This is a genomic window from Arsenophonus sp. PmNCSU2021_1 (genome assembly GCF_036919435.1).
GTDB lineage: Bacteria > Pseudomonadota > Gammaproteobacteria > Enterobacterales > Enterobacteriaceae > Arsenophonus > Arsenophonus nilaparvatae.
In genome coordinates this window covers 398,925-413,925 of the sequence record NZ_JAZHPL010000004.1, presented here as the reverse complement: position 1 = coordinate 413,925, position 15,001 = coordinate 398,925, and the positions used below count along the sequence as shown (strand labels likewise).

The following is a 15,001-nucleotide window of genomic DNA, read 5'->3' as shown; positions in this document are numbered from 1 at the left end:
TTAAATTTATACTTCTTTTTTGGAGATTGCGAAACTCGTGTATGTAATCAATACGGCCGTTTTTGGCTATAAATTTGAAAACGGTTACCCAACCATATCCTCGCAAGTGTATTGACGTTCCTTCTTCTGAGATGTCTAACTTGTTCAGTTGTTTGTTATGGTTAACAATCCTATTTTTCCTCAGCGTGGTTACCCAGATCCAACCATGAGAGCGAATTGATTTCAGGTTATCCAGGCTAGAATACCAAGCATCCATCACTACCGCTTCTGGCATGATCCCTCTTTTTTTAGCAAGAGTGAGCATTTCGGAAAAGTGCGTGTTTTTTGTTTTTCCATCAGAATCTTTATCATAAATACGATAATTGATAGGAATTGATTCAACCTTCGTCAGATCATGCCAAAGCAAATTAACTAAACCTATGCCAGCAATAACATCATGTTCATTACCTGAATATTGATAATGGACCATCTCTATTTTTTTACCACGTGTTTTGGCAATCAATGTATCATCGGCAATTAGTACGCAAGGGCTTTTTTTGTCTATAGAAGGTTCAACTAATCGCCATAGGTCTTTAGGTCTAAAGCATCTACTTTTTAGCCATCGGCTAACAGTGTCATGAGATAAAGGCGATGGGCTTACTTCTGATAACGCTAAACCAGAGTATCTTAAACTGCTTACTTGTAAGAATGTTTTATAGATATCTTTAATACATGGATAACCCGACAAAATATGAACACCCTGATTTTTTCTTGTTTTTAAATTTATACTTCTTTTTTGGAGATTGCGAAACTCGTGATTTTGTTGGATCATGGCTTGTGTTTGATCATCCAAAGCGTTGGTGGCTTCATCAAAGATCAGAATACGAGGATTGCTAAGTAGTGTGCGAGCAATGGCAATACGCTGGCGCTGGCCGCCTGATAATGATTGGCCACCTTCAGCAATTAGCGAATCGTAACCTGAAGGCATTTTTAAGATGAAATCATGGGCACCGGCTAATTTAGCTGCGGTAATCACTTCATCTAAAGTCGCATCAGGTTTTGATTGAGCAATATTGTTAAATACCGACTGGTTAAACAGAAAATTTTCCTGTAATACGATACCAATTTGTTGCCGTAAGCTAGCTATGTTGATTTGGTAAAGAGGAATATCATCAAGTAATATACCGCCTTTTTCTGGTGTATAAAGGCGTAATAACAGACGCGCTAAGGTACTTTTACCGGAACCTGAAGCACCAACAATGCCTATCATCTCTCCGGCTTTAATGGATAAATTATATTGATTAATAATAAGGGGAAGATCTGGTTGATAGCGAAAATCCATATTTTGAAACTGGATTTTGCCGGTTAATTGCGGGTGCAAACCATCACTATGTTGTTCGGCTGGTAAATTAATGATTTGTGCTAGTTTATCAATGGCAACCCGAGTACGGATATAATCCCCCCCATAATTGCACCAATTTCCCCAATGGTTGACTACTGTGAGAGACCATCATTTGAAAGGCTATTAATTGGCCTATCGTCATATTTAATGCCAGTACTTCCGCAGCCCCAATCCATAAAATTATCGCCATAGTCAATTTTTCAATCAGCATGACAATATGACTGCCTTGTGAATTTATTTGCTGTGCCTGAAAGTTACTCGCAACCATGTCGGCGGTTTGCGCATCCCAACGGCGGATAAAACGTGGCTCAACCGCCAAACTTTTAATGGTTTCACTGCCAGCGACGCTTTCAGTTAAAAAAGAGGTATTGATTGCCGCATGCATAAATTGTGTTTCGGCCGCTTTTTCTATCTTTGGCGTTATTCGCCAGGTTAACAGTAAATAACAGGGGATCGACAGCAAAAAAATGAGTGTTAGTGTCGTTGATAGAATCGACATTACATAGATAAAGACGAATAAAAAAAGCACGTCGACCATCAAAGTAAACATACTGCCGGTTAAAAATTCACGGATTGTTTCTAATTCTCTAACCCGATTAACAATTGCGCCTACTTGACGGGTCTTGAAAAAGGAGAGTGGTAAGTGTAATAGATGCCTAATCAGTTTTAATCCGAGTCGGATATCAATACGGTTGGCGGTATGGACATATATATATTCTCTGAAACCTTTTAATATAACTTCAATAAACGCGGCGATTATTAAGGCAAAAATAAGCACATCTAAAGTGCTAAAGACTTGATGGATAAGCACCTTATCCATAATAACTTGAATAACAATCGGTGATAATAGAGTCAGTATTTGTAATGCAAATAATATATAGCAATAAACAATGGTCGTCAACAGTCATCAATAGACGAGATTTTATCGTTAATACACTATTTTATAATATTTTATTTTTTACCTTAGCATATAATAGCTGTTTTTAGTCGCCTATTATAATCCTTGTGTCATGAAATTTATGTACATATTGATGTACATGAAATATCATTAAAAAGATTAGACGCAAGGAGAAAAAAAATGGCGGTAAGTGATTCATGGTTAAGAGCGGTAAATGGTAAGCCGCAAACTAAAATTGTGACTAAATCAGACAGAGAGGGTTTATCAGTTCGCGTGACACCAAAAGGAAAAGTCATTTTTCAATATCGCTATCGTTGGCAGGGGAAAGGTGATCGGATAGACATTGGAACGTATCCGGCAATCAGTTTAAAAGATGCCCGTGATAGTGCGCTTTTTTACCGTGGTGAACTGGAACAGCACAGAAACCCTAAAGTGATCAAACGCACTCGTAAACAAAAGTCAGTTGAAGCGCACACCGTTGAGGCGGTTATCCGGGACTGGTGGGAAAAATCGCTTAAAAATGCACAGGTAAAAGCAGGTGAGATATTACACTCATTTGAGCTTTATGTTTTCCCCAAGATTGGCAATTTACCCCATGACGAAACCCACTTGCATGTCTGGTTATCACTAATTGAAGAGGTGGTAAAAGCAAAACCAGCAATAGGGGCCCGGATTTTACTTTATACCAAAAAAGCCCATCGGTGGGGGATACGAAGGGGGATGATCTGTTTAAATCCACTTATCGATGTTACCGCACAGGACTTAGGCGTAAAAACACAACAGGGCGAAAGGGTATTAAGTGAAGATGAACTCAGAGTTTTATTTGCGTTAATTGATGCGACAAACTATAACCCTAGAAACGCTCTGATAATCAAATTAGCGTTATTATTTGGTTGCCGGATAGGGGAATTGCTAAAAGCAAAAATCACCGATTTCGATTTTGCTAAAAGAATATGGACAGTACCGCCCGAAAATCATAAAACAGGGCGAAAAAGCAAAAAGCCCATTATACGTCCTATTATTCCAGCGGCAGAGGAATTGATAAAAACGGCTAAAAAATTAAGTCATGGCAGCGATTATTTGTTTATTGTATCGGAAGGGAAACCTTTGTGCGTCAGTGGGCATATTAGTTTTATTAGCAATCTCAACAAAAAAATGGCGTTAAAATTTGAAAACTATACTCACTGGTCAATTCACGATTTACGTAAAACTATGCGCACAGGGGTTGCGGAGTTAACCCAGCCCCATGTTGCTGAAATCATGCTAGGCCATAAATTACCCGGCGTTTGGCAGGTATACGACAAACATACCTACCTGGAAGAGCAGCGAGAGGCTTATGAGCGCTGGTGGAATAAAGTTAATCAAATCGTTTACCCATTTCCCAATCCAGAATATCCTGTCGGGCAAAATTAAGCTCATCAGATCTAAACCGAGGGCGTGGAAAACCTTCCCGCCTTTGTTTTCCATTACCCGCCCACTGTCTGATAGTGTGTATTGTCACTTTGTACCTTTTTGCCAGTTCACTGGTTTTGACAAAAGGGGATTCATTCATAGGATTTTTCTCCTTATTACATCTTTTCGTTATGGGTAGTTTAAGTGGGGTAAATTCAGGTGGGATAATACTTATTAGCTCTATGCTACTTTTTCAAGGTATCAAGGAATACCCCCAAATAGACCAGGAGTGCTGGCACTATCATGACGCCGATAACCAGTAGCTCTTGTCCGCCTAAATGGATATTGCCTAATTCACCACGTTTAAACCTGATTTGCGGGTCGATGACGGTATCGGCGTGTGCAAGATGTCCTACTACCATTTCGAAGGCGAACGCTGCACTGATAAAAAGTAATGTCGTGATTAGTAATTTGATGATGTTAAGTTTCATGGTTTAGCCTTAATGAAATTACCTTATTTCTTAACGCAAATCGCTTTGGTGTTGATATCCTTGAAAGTCTCAAATTCACGCTCAAACTGTTTAGCGGCAAATTGACACATATTTTCAGTGTCAAATTCCTGAGTATGAACACTTGCAAAGTTACTTGAGGCGTAAGGGCTGGCGTACATGGCTAAGATTAAAATCCACATGGCGGGGACTCCTTTAATTAAAAATGCTGTTATTTCCTTTTCATCACTTCCAGTAATAAATCTTGAATTTCTCGTTTTGAGTTGCGGCGTTTCATAACCACTTCATCAAGGGTATCTTTAGCGACGATATGGTGAATAAAGACAGGGCGATTGTGTCCGGCTTGCGCTTGACGAGTAGGGCCGATACGTTCGATAATTTGCTGGTACTGCTCCAAGTCCCACCAGTGGGAGAAAAAAACCAGAATATTACCGCCGTCCTGTAAATTTAAGCCGTGTCCACAGCTTGCAGGATGGGCAAAAAGCACTGGAATTTTGCCATTATTCCAGTCGGTAAGGGTTTGTGGGTTAGCGTCTAAGATTTTGCCTTTTGGAAAAGCGTTTAACAGTCTTTCAAGCACGAGTTTCGCACAGGCCTATAAAATTCTAGAAATGGCTTAAAAGGAATGATTAATCTGCAAGTTACTGAAATGCATAAATTCACTTAATTTACAATAAGTTATATTTAATTTATAAGGTTTTATCTATTTACATATTATGCTGAATTAAACTTAAAAATAGAGCGTTTTTTTATTGGTGCGAAACTCGTGTCAAGGTCATGTTTCCAGTGGTAAGCAACCAGTACTGGCATTCCTCCGGCCTCATTGACAATACTTTCCAGCGCATGGATTTTGGCATCGTGTATCACTGTCCAGTTGTGATTGTCATCGCTATAGATAGCACCACTGGCAATTTGTAAGGTTTTTATTGTTTTGGCAGCGGCATTTAATGCTTTGATCGCACTGTCGCCCAACTCAAAAAACAGTTCTTTTTCCATGGCCTGATAGTGTGCTCGCGCTTTTGCAGGTAACGTAATGTTGATAACGTTGTGAACAGGTTCGTCGATATCAAACCAGTTGACGGCATTAAGAGATAAGGAGACATCACTGAGTGCCGCCTGAATTTGTAGATGAGCAAACCCTAAAGGCTCAAACCTGCTCCACTGTTGCCCAGGGAACTGGATACGATTAAACCAGCGGGACGTAAACGCATTATGCGTTCTGCCTAAGCGTTCGCCCTGGTCGACAAACCACGCTTGCCCCCATAAGTCCATTAGGCCATTGGGTGAAGGTCTACCGGTTAGGTTTACCCAGCGATGAACCGATTTATGCGCGATTTTAGCAAGTGCAGCGGTGCGTTTACCGCCCTTGCGTAACCGGAATGATTTTAACCGGGTGCTCTCATCGGCGATAATCGTGCCAAAAGGCCAACTGTCTCCGAGGATGTCAACCAGCCAGACGAGATTGTCATAATTGACCGTAAATACGCTGGCATGGGTATTTTTGAGCGCTGCCATCCGTGCTTTGACGGTGCCAATGATGGGTTGCACCTCGATATTATGGAGGTGGTTCCATTTAAGCGCTTCGTCAGGCCAAGTGGATTGGGCTACCCGTAAAGGGGCTAACACCAGTGTGGGTTTGGGTTCACTGCCTGATAAATAGAGATTTTCTAACGCCGTCAGCGTTGCTGCTGTTTTACCCATTCCCATTCCCGCCCAGACATTTGAGCGTTTGATATCGAGCAGGTGATTGATAATGAGATTTTGGTAAGGTCGAGGGGTGAAGGTTTTCATAAATTGCCTTTTAGCTGTTTTTAAAATAATTCAGCGATATCGATACCGTGTATTTCAAGCCACGCCTCCCTCGGATAAATCACTTCATGGCGGTTTTGGTCAGGATTGAAACAGGTTGGGTATCCCGAGGTGAGTGCGTCATAAATATCGTGTTTGTCGAGCCAGGCATTTAACACTTTCCAGCCAAACATTTTTCCCGTCGTTCTCCACACTGCCTGTTGAGAAGCCCATTCTTTACTTGCGCCAAATCGGGCGGCCATTTTTTCACGCTCTCGTATCGCACGATTAGCAATGCGCTGGTAGGCTGAATTACGTTGGAGTGCAGTGGCTTCCCTTTTGCGACTAATATGGGATTTGGTACGGATAGCTTCATCTCTCTGGTCAGTAATAACAGCCTTTTCCTTTTTTGAGATAACGAAGGCTTCAAGCGCTTCAATGTAGTTAGTGGGTAATGAAGGGGTGTTTAATTTCTGTTCCAGTTCTTGCCAACGATCAACCAAGCGAGCCGTAAATTCAGGGCAAAGTTGAGCAACAACAATAATGCTGTCACGTTTACCTTGTTCACCTTCAAAAATAAAAACTTCAGTGTGGCGATTTGGGCTATTTGATTGTTTATTCTTAACTTTCCTCGTTGGGGGAAGTTGGATAGTGCCACGGTTTGCAAGGCGTTCTATTGATTGTTTAACTTTGTCATGGCGACTTCCAACGAGTTCAGCAATCTCAAGGCTTGACATAGTTAAACTTTGGAAAGTTATTAAATTTGACATAAAGAATATTCCTCAATAATGAAATTGATGAAAGATTGCCCCTATAGGAAGGGGCGTTAAGATTAATTAGTGGCGTTCTAAGAAATGGGTCAGTTCACCTTCGTACCAATGGTCAGTGCGTGCGGTAACTATCCCGATTTGTTGATGGTGGAAATGCTCAAAAAGCTGTTTGATATCCGTTAATACCGTATCAATATTTTCACGTTTACGTAAAAGTCGCTTAATCGTCTGCTTTTCCGCGTCATTAATAATTTGGCGCAATGTCTCGGTGATGTAGTAAATACGTCTGCATTCGTCAGCCATTAAGGGTATATGCGCTACCTGAAAACTCTCCGGTGATGGCGTGCCGGTCACTTCGCGCAAAGCCAGCCACACCGCATTACTCCACGAACGCTCAAATCGAAAACCATTTGTCATGCACCAGACTAAATGCGTTAGGTTACGTGTATCCGAATGGGTAAAACGCTCTACGGCTTTAGTGTGGGGTTGATGGTGCTCATATTTGCCAGTTTTGCGGATCGATGGAAGGACTTCATTTGTTACCTATTTGCGGAAACGATGAGAAAGCGTTCCTTGTTTTACTGCATCACGGCAACGGAGTACTAAAGTGTACATTCCTGATTCAGAGATTATGTTAGTGTCACGATTTTGAACAACACCATTTGAGCTGGTGTAAGTTAAACTTACGTCAGTTTTTTCATCTTCATCTAAAGGTTTTAATGCCATACGAGAATTCGCAAGTTTTAACGCGTCACAAACATCCTGAGCAACAAACCATGGCTCATTGTTTATCATAACAGTACGGATTATGTGATTCTCGAAAGTAAATGGTGTGGTAGATAATGTTGTCATAATGACCTCATACGGTATTTAAGGATATTGCTACCATTTTAGAGGCTAATCTTGGGTGGTAGCCCAGACAGGGTTAGCCTTACCGGATACCGTACCGGCGAACCTTACGGTTCCCCTACCTGAGCCACCATAGAAGTGGACTAAGGCGCATAAAAAAACACGCTAATGCGTGTCAATTTACGACACGGTATTCCAGCGAGAGGCTAATCCCGACATCTGATTTTGCAGATGCAAGTAAACTATAGCGCATGATTTCTTCTTTCGTCAATGGGTATTGTTAGGTTATACTTATCCAAAAGGAGGATTCCCTATGGGGCAAGTTGCATTTGATACACTACAAGCATCAGAAGAACTTCAAACTGCTGGTCTTACTAGTCAGCAAGCCAAGGCTATTTCGCTTGTTGTACGTAAATCTCATGAGGTTGCTGATATAGCGACTAAAGCTGATATTGCTGATGTTAAGCGTGATATATCTGATGTCAGAAAAGAAATTACTGATGTTCGCAAAGACTTATCTGCTGAGATTGCTGATGTCCGTAAAGATATAGATGTAAGATTTGATAAAGTTGATGCTCAAATCGCTGATGTTCGCAAAGACATGGAAAATCGCTTTGACAAACTTGGCTTGCAATTAACAGTGAGACTTGGTGGCATGCTAATTTTGGCTATAGGTGCGCTTACAGCTATTCTCAAGCTTGTCCATTAAACAAGTTCATTTGTTGCTGATTCCTGTTTTGCGACAAGAATTTCCTTGAATTTCTTAATAGCTTTGTCGTTGTAGCGAAAAGACTCAACCTCTTTATTACTGTAAGGGGATTTATCAAGATAGGTATCGCCATACGCTTTAACTTTCATTTTATTGTCATTAGCGATCCGCCCAATCTTATTTGCGGAAACACCAAATATTTTACCAATCTCTGTTGCGGTATAATGTTTTTCGGTGATAAGCGGCAAGGGGATCACTTCACTACCCGCAATAGGATTAATCAGTCCGGCTATAATGGTTTGTCTGGCGTTATCGGAAAGGTTTGTTGCCCATTCAAATATCTTCTTCACATTTTCCATTTGAATTTGGATGGCTTTCGCCTGAATTTCTATTGCTTTTGCTTTACGAAATTCAGGTAATCCACTGCCTTCGTCTTTGTGAGATTTTATTTGCAAGATAGCTTGATTGAAATAATTGTCTTCTAAAGCTTCGAACCAATTCCATGCTTCATCCGTTTCTAATATTTTCGCATGGCGGGAAGCACCGCGTTCTGTCCATAAATAAATGCTTCTTGCTTTGTTTGAAATTTGCACTCCCCTTAATGACGAACGCAAATTATCTAATTCACTGCCTTCTATTTTGAAATAATGTTTACCTTCATTAAATCTATTTTTGTTACGATTAAAATTTTTAGAAATCACTTTTGAGTCTGTACCGTATCCTTGAGCAAGCATGTCGGTTGTGATTGCTCGCTGAGATTTGTATTCGATAATGGGTAATTGCGTGTTTTGAATTGTGACTAATTTGGACATAAAAATATGCCTCCGTAGTTAAACAAGGGGAATCAACAAGATGAGTTAATTTTCAACCGATAGCGGGTAAAATGCTGCTTAAATCCTGACTGTCCAGTACGATAACCTGATGGCCTAGTGCAAAAAGCTGTGCGTGTTCGCGTAATTGATAGGGGCTAGGTTTTTCGCCCGGTGCTTTACATTCCACGAAAATAATCTTGCCATTGGGCAGGGCGATTAATCGGTCAGGTACACCCCGTCGTCCAGGTGAAACAAATTTATAGGCAATACCACCGATTTTTCGCACCTCACGCACTAAATGTTTTTCGATACTCTCTTCCCTGATTAACCGCATGGATACATCCTTTTTATGTCTTCCCGTTTTATTTGCATCAGGCAAAAATCGGCGCGGTTCTCACTCCAGATACGGTTATTGCGATTGCGCGCCAGCCGGTTTGCCTGTGACCATGCGCGCGCAGCGTCATGGTATTGGCCTGGCCGGATTGTTCAAGGTGAACTGCATCCTGTGCCGCCTTGAAATAAAGTGGGCTGTCGTTTTTTCTAAAGGCCATGATAGCTCCAAAAATAAACTCCTTCCTAGTCTGTGGGAAGGATATCGCTCTTAGGGGGTGAATAGTGGGGTAAATGTGTTTTAAGTATTTTTTCAATCGTTGAGGTTGCTGACGGATTACCTTGTAGTTGAATGGTCTTATTGCGGTATAGGTTGATGTATGCCCCACAGGCTAATTCATAGCATACACGAGTTTCGCACAGGCATATAAAGTTCTAGAAATGGCTTAAAAGCAATGGTTAATCTGTAAGTTACTAAAACACATAAATTTTATTAAATTACAATAATTTGTATTTAATTTATAAGGTTTTGTCTATTTATATATCATGCTGAATTAAACTTAAAAATAGCGCGTTTTTTTATTGGTGCGAAACTCGTGGCATATAAAATTCCCTTTCATTTTCGGCATAATTTTACCTAATCCGCATTTTTCCAGAAAACTGGAAAACGTAGCTATTTCGTAAGGGTATTTTTTTCAGCGGTAATATATTGAGTGGGTCTTGCATAGTGGATAAACCTTATGATTTCCCTGTTAAACGTGGTGAATACTTTTTTATTCTTTTCGATAGCGATAAGTCTCAAACCCCGCTGCGCTAAGCGGTAAATCAAAAGCCCAGTCAGGCTTGGCACTTAACAGTGTACTTAACCCCTCGGCGGAAAATTGTGCGGTATCCTGCGTTTCGCTGATAATTTCATCATGGACGGTTAGGACAATCTCATAACCCGCCTTTTCAATAGACGGCATGTTATATGCCAAGACATCCCGTGCGGCGACCTGACAGATATTTTCGCAATTATGAACAATTAAGGGCCCATCGGGTGTTGCTATTACAAAACGGTTGCGAGGCCCGCAATTGATCAGGTCGTAAACTTCCGCGATATGTTGGGGTGTTCCACTAGTTGTACTGGACTTACCTTTTTTACCAGGCGATAGTAAAGCGTGCTTGAAGCAATCCCTGTTAGGCGAGCTAATTCCTGTATATTCATTGTGCCGAGGGGAGTTTGCACGTATCTTGCTCGTCGAGTATTTTGAGCTTGTTAACGCGACGTAGCCCAGTGGCAGTTTTTGGGGTGGTAACCTGCATTGTTGTTGATGCGATCTAAAGATAAGCCGGGTTGGTATGTTTTGCCCATGTCTACCCAGAAATTGCTGAAACTTTTTTGCCAACGTTTGCAAACCGTTATTCCCCGACCACCATAATTTGGCCATGCTTTGTGGGAAGGGCGAGTACATCTGGCTAACATGCTGCTCCATACAGCAAAAGCGGGGTGTTTTGACATTCCGTGCTTTTGGTTTTTGCATGATATTGTTTGTGCCTTTCGGCATCCGCAGGAGGCAGTTATACCTTTTTTTCTTTGTTTTTGTAATTCTGTTGCTGCTATGATTATTTCGTGTCCACAGGTGCAACGTGCTTTCCAGATTGATTTCTTTCCGTCTGAACCGTGGTAGTTCATAGCCGTCAGGTAGCCGACACGAAGACCTGTTATATCTTTTGCTCTGTGATGCACTTTTCCAACCCTTTTCCGTCAATACTTGGTGATCAGGGGTCATCCAAACTCCGTAAGCCTGAATAACTTCTTGATTACCATTAAAAACACTGCCATCTGTGCATACCCATTCGATACCATCCCATACATAAGCATCTTGTGAAAAGATTTCTATAGGCATCCAACCCGTTATAGTCAACACAAGTGTTCCTTTGGCGAGACATAATTTCCCCCGTAGGTTTTTAACCGTTCCCATTTTCGGCTGTAGGGATTAATACCCATATAGGTGATTTGTCCATTTTCTATTCGCGCAGAAGGGTAGCAAATACTCCGTCCTGATGGTAGACAAATCCTGAGCCAGCCTTTATCGCGACGGACGCTAAGTTTACGGCACTTAAACGCTATCCCCGGTGACTGAATGGCCTGTTTTACTACCTCTTCAATGTCGTACCAGAATGATACGGTTTGTGGATGGGCATTGCGCCACATGCGCTTAAGGGAATCGCAGGTAACAAATACTTTTTCGCTGAGGCCATAAGTCTTCTCTGTTTCAACAGATTTTTGATACCAGCTTATTGCCTCTCGCTTAACGCCAGACGGTATGTTAGGTAATGCGGCTTCCGCCAGTTCATCTAAATCCAGACCGTAGGCGAGGGCGAACGTTAGAAATGCCGCAACCCCACCGCCATAACCTAAGCCGAGTTCCATTACCTTACCGATTTGTCGTTGAGCTTTAGTGACGTTCTCAGGTAAAAGATTAAATGCGTGCGCATAGGCGAGTTTATAGAGGTCATCGCCTTTGCCGTTATCAAACTCGCTAAAAGCGTTGACTTTCCAATTTTCACCCGCCAGCCATGCCAGCATGCGGCCCTCAATATTTGATAAATCAGAGATAACCAGTTTTTTACCGGGTGGCGCAATAATACATCCTCTTAGCGCAGAACTGGTCAATTGCATAATGTCATCAAAAATCAGCTCGGCGCAACCGGCTTTTAACGCTTCAATCCCGTCATTAATAGTGTTTGAGTCAAGCGTGGGTCTGGGGAGATTATCCGGCTGAAAAATACGTCCCGCCCATCGTCCGGTGCGTGAGGCACCACAAAATTGCTTAGTCCCTCGAAGACGCCCATCTGCGCTTACCGATTTTAACAGTGCCTTGTATTTACTGGTGCTGGTTGTGCACGATTGCAGACGGACTGACAGCAGTTCGCATAAAGCCTGTGGGATGTTCGGGTCATTAATTCGGCGCTGTAGCGTGCTGGCTTGCATATCCGGTAACGTGATGCCAAATGACGAGGTGATATGCTGTAGCAAAGCATCGCGTTGCGTTGCGGTTTGTACGACATTATCTGTTAATTGCCGGGTGACGGTTGATAACCGGTTTTGCTCGTTTTCAACGGCAGTCAAGGCACTTTTCGCCAGTTCAACGTCCATACACATTCCACGGCGATTAATTTTTTGGTCTAGCTGCCATAGTTGGGTTTCATCAGCATTCATATTCCAACGCGGTAAATATTGATAAATCTCGCGCATGGCTAAAATATGAGAACCTGCATATTGCTTAAAACGTTGCCATTCCTCTACGTGCGTTAACGCCGTGGCGCGTTGTATTTTGCTATTTTTAGGGCGCGGTTTGCAAAATAAAGAGATAAGGGCTTTACCTTCTTTATCTTTGGCTTTATCGCTATTGACGTTGAAGATATCGCAAAGCGAACCTAGTGCACCAGGTAAACCATGTGCCAGTGCTTGTACTAAGGTGTCGTGAACGCGGGATAACGGTAAGTCAATATTTAACACTTTGCTTAAAATTACCGTATCAAACATACCGCCATTGTGCCATACAGTTAAGATCGCAGGGTCATCAAGATAGGCTTTTAAACTTTGGCATCGTTTTATCTTGCGTCACATCCCAAACCTTGACAGAACCATGATTGTAAGCGTACGCAAAAAGTAATATTTCGGCACGCTCAGCATAGCGGTGAGTGCCACAATTAATGGGGGTATCGCTGTAGGTTTCTAAATCGCAAAACAGTAAATTTTGCATCTAAAAATTCCTCAATATTTAAATTGATTAATGATTGCTCCTATAAAAAGGGGTTTTGGGTTAATTAGTGACGTTTGAAGAAGTGGGTTAGTTCACCTTCGTACCCGTGGTTGTCAGTACACGAGATGATTTAATAAAAAAGCGATATTGATTTTTGTTTTATTAAAAAGCTAAACTTAATTATAAAAATAAATTTATAATCGTAATATCTATGAAAACATCTGATGTACTAACAAAACACCTCATCTCGTTTATGGAACGACAGCAAGATTTTTGGTGTATTGCAGATACTGAATCACGTTTTATCCATGCCAATAAAGCTGCTTTTATCATTTCCCTTTTACCAATGAATTTGGATATTGAAGGAAAGCTAATTTGTGAATGTCCTGTATCATGGTGTGAATATGGTGATATAGTTCATTTTCATCAACAAATTGTTTTGAAATCTGGTAATACGTTATTTTATGTTATCAATCACATTACAGGAAAAAAAAGATTACCCCAGCCTTTTTTCGTAAAAAAATCGGTTTATTACAATCACAGTAAAATTGCAGGTACTATCAGTCACGGAAGAAAAATACCACCTAGATTACTATCAGAACATTTCTTTAAAAACCCTAACACCCCGTATTTCCTAACAAATCACCCACCGAATAATATATTTACGACTGAAGAACTTAATGTGCTTTTTTTCGCGATGAAACTTATGAGTAATCAAGAAATCGCATTGCGGTTAGGTACCTATTGTTGTGTTGTAGAGCAAATAATACAACAGATATATAAAAAGATTGATATTTACACACGAAAACAACTAAGAGACTACGGGATAGCGGAACGATTTGATAATTACTTTCCACCATTTTTGTTAAAGGGATTGTTATAACAAATATAGTGGGTTATTAGCTTAATGATAGAGCAGAGGGCTTTTGGCCCATCGGTTGCAGGTTCGAGTCCTGCATAGCCCACCATTTTACCGATGGCTTTTTGCCAGTCGCTTATTCTCTTTTTTCAGGTACTGGTTTTCTTCTGCCAGTAGTTGAATCATACTGATTAATGTTTTGGTTTCTTCATCGGCGTAAACGGGTTGCGCTAAGTTAAGCAAATAATGGCTGTTATTACTGGGGTTAGTGAGCGCAATGGTTTCACCAATATTATTTAATTTCATTTTTAACCCTCCTCAAGGAATTTAGCGCGGTGCCTGATTATTTCACCACCTCAGGCGGCGGTAGTTCCCCTGGTGTTAACTTAGCTGGCTAATAATTCTTCTTCCTCAGCCATGCTCAGGTCGTCAAATTCGTCAACGGAGGCCACGCTTCCACCTGCAAACGCATCGCCATCCCGGAAAAACTGAACCCCTCTTAAGGAGGCTGAAACCCCTTTACCATTATTGTCATACGCGTAAAACTGAATGGTGGCGTTAACGTAACAGCCCGAATAGGGGCGTCCGTCCTGTGCGGTGAGTGGTGTGCGATTTACGTCAATGACTAACGGCCGATCTTTGTTACTGGCGGTGATGTACATATTTCCGACATAACCGTCGTATTCCTTATTGTCCCCGTCGCGGAAGCAAAAACGGTTATTGGAGTGGCAGATGCTGTTATAAATTTTTTCTACCTCTTTGGCTCCCCATTTTTCCTTAATGACCGCCTTAATCGCCGTTTTGATTTCCTCAATCAGGTCAGTACGATTTTTGGCGATAAGGAAATTTGTTCGGTATTTGAAGGCGCCCTGGCCACTGACTTGTGTAGGTTCAAATAATTCAGGAAAAGCCAGACGTACGTTGTTTAATTTAACCTGAGTTCGGGATAAGC

The 15,001-nt window shown here is 41.4% G+C and carries 12 protein-coding genes, 1 tRNA gene and 7 pseudogenes; 4 read left to right on the top strand and 16 right to left on the bottom strand.

The window, feature by feature from the left end:
• Window positions 1–40: 40 nt before the first annotated feature.
• Both V3224_RS29800 and V3224_RS06670 read right to left on the bottom strand, forming a co-directional pair.
• Window positions 41–727 (bottom strand): annotated as a pseudogene (locus V3224_RS29800) (IS701 family transposase); the annotation flags it as partial.
• 69 nt (window positions 728–796) lie between these two features.
• Window positions 797–2,252, bottom strand: a pseudogene (locus V3224_RS06670) (peptidase domain-containing ABC transporter); the annotation flags it as partial.
• A gap of 207 nt (window positions 2,253–2,459) precedes the next feature.
• Between V3224_RS06670 and V3224_RS06665 the strand changes: the two are divergent.
• Window positions 2,460–3,692, top strand: coding sequence for a tyrosine-type recombinase/integrase (locus V3224_RS06665; RefSeq protein WP_334469459.1), 1,233 nt, complete (start codon window positions 2,460–2,462; stop codon window positions 3,690–3,692).
• A gap of 224 nt (window positions 3,693–3,916) precedes the next feature.
• On the opposite strand, the gene V3224_RS06660 is transcribed toward V3224_RS06665, so the two are convergent.
• The 7 genes and pseudogenes from V3224_RS06660 to V3224_RS06630 form a co-directional block, all read right to left on the bottom strand.
• Window positions 3,917–4,162: a hypothetical protein gene (locus V3224_RS06660; protein WP_334469458.1), complete on the bottom strand. Its 246-nt coding sequence runs from the start codon at window positions 4,160–4,162 to the stop codon at window positions 3,917–3,919.
• Between the two features lie 23 nt (window positions 4,163–4,185).
• A complete protein-coding gene (locus V3224_RS06655) occupies window positions 4,186–4,362 on the bottom strand; it encodes a hypothetical protein (protein WP_334469457.1) in 177 nt (58 codons plus the stop codon).
• Between the two features lie 29 nt (window positions 4,363–4,391).
• Window positions 4,392–4,757: pseudogene (locus V3224_RS06650) on the bottom strand (ATP-dependent helicase); the annotation flags it as partial.
• A 197-nt stretch (window positions 4,758–4,954) separates the two neighbouring features.
• Window positions 4,955–5,971 (bottom strand): annotated as a pseudogene (locus V3224_RS06645) (SNF2-related protein); the annotation flags it as partial.
• Window positions 5,972–5,991: 20 nt separating this feature from the next.
• Window positions 5,992–6,738 (bottom strand): Rha family transcriptional regulator, encoded by a 747-nt coding sequence (locus V3224_RS06640; protein WP_334469455.1) that lies wholly within the window; start codon window positions 6,736–6,738, stop codon window positions 5,992–5,994.
• 66 nt (window positions 6,739–6,804) lie between these two features.
• Window positions 6,805–7,155 (bottom strand): hypothetical protein, encoded by a 351-nt coding sequence (locus V3224_RS06635; RefSeq protein WP_334469453.1) that lies wholly within the window; start codon window positions 7,153–7,155, stop codon window positions 6,805–6,807.
• A gap of 126 nt (window positions 7,156–7,281) precedes the next feature.
• A complete protein-coding gene (locus V3224_RS06630; protein ID WP_334469451.1) occupies window positions 7,282–7,590 on the bottom strand; it encodes a BRO-N domain-containing protein in 309 nt (102 codons plus the stop codon).
• Window positions 7,591–7,900: 310 nt separating this feature from the next.
• On the opposite strand from V3224_RS06630, the gene V3224_RS06625 reads away from it, so the two are divergent.
• Complete coding sequence (locus V3224_RS06625; protein ID WP_334469449.1) at window positions 7,901–8,296, top strand: DUF1640 domain-containing protein; 396 nt, start codon at window positions 7,901–7,903, stop codon at window positions 8,294–8,296.
• Here the strand turns inward: V3224_RS06625 and V3224_RS06620 are convergent.
• The 5 genes and pseudogenes from V3224_RS06620 to V3224_RS29785 all read right to left on the bottom strand — a co-directional run.
• Window positions 8,293–9,108, bottom strand: coding sequence for an ORF6N domain-containing protein (locus V3224_RS06620; protein WP_334469447.1), 816 nt, complete (start codon window positions 9,106–9,108; stop codon window positions 8,293–8,295). The genes V3224_RS06625 and V3224_RS06620 overlap by 4 nt on opposite strands.
• 52 nt (window positions 9,109–9,160) lie before the next feature.
• Window positions 9,161–9,442 carry a VRR-NUC domain-containing protein gene (locus V3224_RS06615; protein WP_334469445.1) on the bottom strand — a complete coding sequence of 94 codons (282 nt, stop codon included), beginning with the start codon at window positions 9,440–9,442 and terminating at the stop codon, window positions 9,161–9,163.
• The gene (locus V3224_RS29795) at window positions 9,433–9,537 is read right to left on the bottom strand and encodes a hypothetical protein (protein WP_442890162.1); all 105 of its coding nucleotides are present in this window, start codon (window positions 9,535–9,537) and stop codon (window positions 9,433–9,435) included. Before V3224_RS29795 ends, V3224_RS06615 begins: the two co-directional genes overlap by 10 nt.
• Window positions 9,538–10,211: 674 nt before the next feature.
• Window positions 10,212–10,448: pseudogene (locus V3224_RS29790) on the bottom strand (DNA polymerase I); the annotation flags it as partial.
• A 917-nt stretch (window positions 10,449–11,365) separates the two neighbouring features.
• Window positions 11,366–13,190, bottom strand: a pseudogene (locus V3224_RS29785) (DNA polymerase); the annotation flags it as partial.
• 211 nt (window positions 13,191–13,401) lie between these two features.
• Between V3224_RS29785 and V3224_RS06600 the strand changes: the two are divergent.
• Both V3224_RS06600 and V3224_RS06595 read left to right on the top strand, forming a co-directional pair.
• Window positions 13,402–14,073, top strand: coding sequence for a helix-turn-helix transcriptional regulator (locus V3224_RS06600; protein WP_334469443.1), 672 nt, complete (start codon window positions 13,402–13,404; stop codon window positions 14,071–14,073).
• A 10-nt stretch (window positions 14,074–14,083) separates the two neighbouring features.
• Window positions 14,084–14,158, top strand: a tRNA-Lys gene (locus V3224_RS06595).
• A gap of 2 nt (window positions 14,159–14,160) precedes the next feature.
• On the opposite strand, the gene V3224_RS06590 is transcribed toward V3224_RS06595, so the two are convergent.
• Together V3224_RS06590 and V3224_RS06585 are read right to left on the bottom strand one after the other, a co-directional pair.
• Window positions 14,161–14,355 carry a hypothetical protein gene (locus tag V3224_RS06590; RefSeq protein ID WP_334469442.1) on the bottom strand — a complete coding sequence of 65 codons (195 nt, stop codon included), beginning with the start codon at window positions 14,353–14,355 and terminating at the stop codon, window positions 14,161–14,163.
• Between the two features lie 80 nt (window positions 14,356–14,435).
• A pseudogene (locus V3224_RS06585) lies at window positions 14,436–14,987 on the bottom strand (DUF2815 family protein); the annotation flags it as partial.
• Between the last annotated feature and the right edge of the window lie 14 nt (window positions 14,988–15,001).

Coding starts and splice junctions, on each gene's coding strand:
- V3224_RS06665 (WP_334469459.1), top strand. CDS start 2,460: ATGGCGGTAAGTGATTCATGGTTAAGAGCGGTAAATGGTAAGCCGCAA.
- V3224_RS06660 (WP_334469458.1), bottom strand. CDS start 4,162: ATGAAACTTAACATCATCAAATTACTAATCACGACATTACTTTTTATC.
- V3224_RS06655 (WP_334469457.1), bottom strand. CDS start 4,362: ATGTGGATTTTAATCTTAGCCATGTACGCCAGCCCTTACGCCTCAAGT.
- V3224_RS06640 (WP_334469455.1), bottom strand. CDS start 6,738: ATGTCAAATTTAATAACTTTCCAAAGTTTAACTATGTCAAGCCTTGAG.
- V3224_RS06635 (WP_334469453.1), bottom strand. CDS start 7,155: ATGACAAATGGTTTTCGATTTGAGCGTTCGTGGAGTAATGCGGTGTGG.
- V3224_RS06630 (WP_334469451.1), bottom strand. CDS start 7,590: ATGACAACATTATCTACCACACCATTTACTTTCGAGAATCACATAATC.
- V3224_RS06625 (WP_334469449.1), top strand. CDS start 7,901: ATGGGGCAAGTTGCATTTGATACACTACAAGCATCAGAAGAACTTCAA.
- V3224_RS06620 (WP_334469447.1), bottom strand. CDS start 9,108: ATGTCCAAATTAGTCACAATTCAAAACACGCAATTACCCATTATCGAA.
- V3224_RS06615 (WP_334469445.1), bottom strand. CDS start 9,442: ATGCGGTTAATCAGGGAAGAGAGTATCGAAAAACATTTAGTGCGTGAG.
- V3224_RS06600 (WP_334469443.1), top strand. CDS start 13,402: ATGAAAACATCTGATGTACTAACAAAACACCTCATCTCGTTTATGGAA.
- V3224_RS06590 (WP_334469442.1), bottom strand. CDS start 14,355: ATGAAATTAAATAATATTGGTGAAACCATTGCGCTCACTAACCCCAGT.